Origin of the sequence: Amycolatopsis sp. NPDC049253 (genome assembly GCF_040678995.1) — a bacterium.
Classification (GTDB): domain Bacteria; phylum Actinomycetota; class Actinomycetes; order Mycobacteriales; family Pseudonocardiaceae; genus Amycolatopsis.
This window is the reverse complement of the sequence record NZ_JBFAQX010000085.1, coordinates 1-1,234: the sequence shown is the minus strand read 5'-3', so window position 1 is coordinate 1,234 and position 1,234 is coordinate 1. Positions and strand designations below refer to the sequence as shown.

Sequence of the window (1,234 nt, the reverse complement as noted above, 5' to 3'; positions counted from 1 at the left end):
TGGCGGGACCCCGTTGATTGACCCAGGTTCTGTGTGAGTCGGTTATTGGTGGGTGCAGGCGGCAGCGTAACCGGCTGGGGTCTGGTAGCCCAGGCTGGAGTGCCTGCGATGGTGGTTGTACTCGTCTTTCCAGTCGCTGATCACGACCCTGGCCTGGGTCAGTGACCAGAACAGGGTGATGTTGAGGCATTCGTCGCGCAGCCGGCCGTTGAACGACTCGATGTAGCCATTGCGCCAGGGCTCGCCGGGTGGGATGAACGCCAGGCCGACGCGTTCGCCAGCCCACTCACGCAGGGTCGCGCAGGCGAACTCCGGACCGTTGTCGCTGCGCAGGACGCCCGGATAGCCACGCTCGACTGTGAGCAGGTCCAGTTCCTCGATGAGTGCCTGGGCGGTGATCGAGCGCTCGACCAGGCCACCGAGGCACTCCCGGGTGTGTTCGTCCACGATCGACACGATCTTGACCGGTCGGCCATCGGTGGTGGCGTCGAACTGGAAATCCACCGCCCACACCTTGTTCGGTGCGTCCGCGACCGGGACCAGGCCCGTAGTGGAAACACCGAGGCGTTTGCGACGATGGCGTTGCGGGACCCGTAAGCCCTCCTGACGCCACAGTCTCTGGATCTTCTTGTGGTTGACCAGCCAGCCCTCACCACGGGCGTCGTGATAGGCCCGGCGGAAGCCCCATCGTGGATGCGCCCGCGCGTAATCCCGTAACCATGTCCGCAGTGCGGCGTCCGGGTCGGCGATCGTCTGGGCCTGCCGTGGCCGGCGCTGGGTTCCCCGGTTCTGCCCGGTAACGCGGCAGGCGAACCGCTCACTCACCCCGAGAACCCGCATGAGGTGGTGCACGGCCGCCCGGCGGCGTTCCGGGCTCAGAAGTTTCCCTTGGCAATCTCTTTCAACGCCGCCTTCTCCAGCTCCGCGTCAGCCAGCAGGCGTTTGAGGGTGGCGTTCTCCCGCTCCAGGTCCTTCAACCGCTTCGCGTCGTCGGCCTTCAACCCACCGAACTGGTTGCGCCACCGGTAGTAGGTGGCCTCGGTGACCTGCAACTCCCGGCACACGACCGCGACGTCCTTGCCCTCGGCCAGCAGCTGATCGGCCTGGGTCAGTTTCCGGACGACCTGTTCGGGGGTATGTCGTTTCCTGGTGCTCATCGGTTCGAGCCTTCCCGCCCACAACGTGGGCCGCAAGACTCACACTCACCCTGGACCAAGCCAACGGGGTCACGTCA

At 65.6% G+C, this 1,234-nt stretch carries 1 protein-coding gene; it reads right to left on the bottom strand.

What is annotated here, in order from left to right:
- Window positions 1-42: 42 nt before the first annotated feature.
- Window positions 43-1,157 (bottom strand): IS3 family transposase gene (locus tag AB0K15_RS48035; RefSeq protein WP_364067938.1). Its coding sequence is split into 2 segments (ribosomal slippage): window positions 43-890 and window positions 890-1,157, totalling 1,116 coding nucleotides; the frame shifts between segments, so codons are not numbered across the junction.
- Window positions 1,158-1,234: the final 77 nt, after the last annotated feature.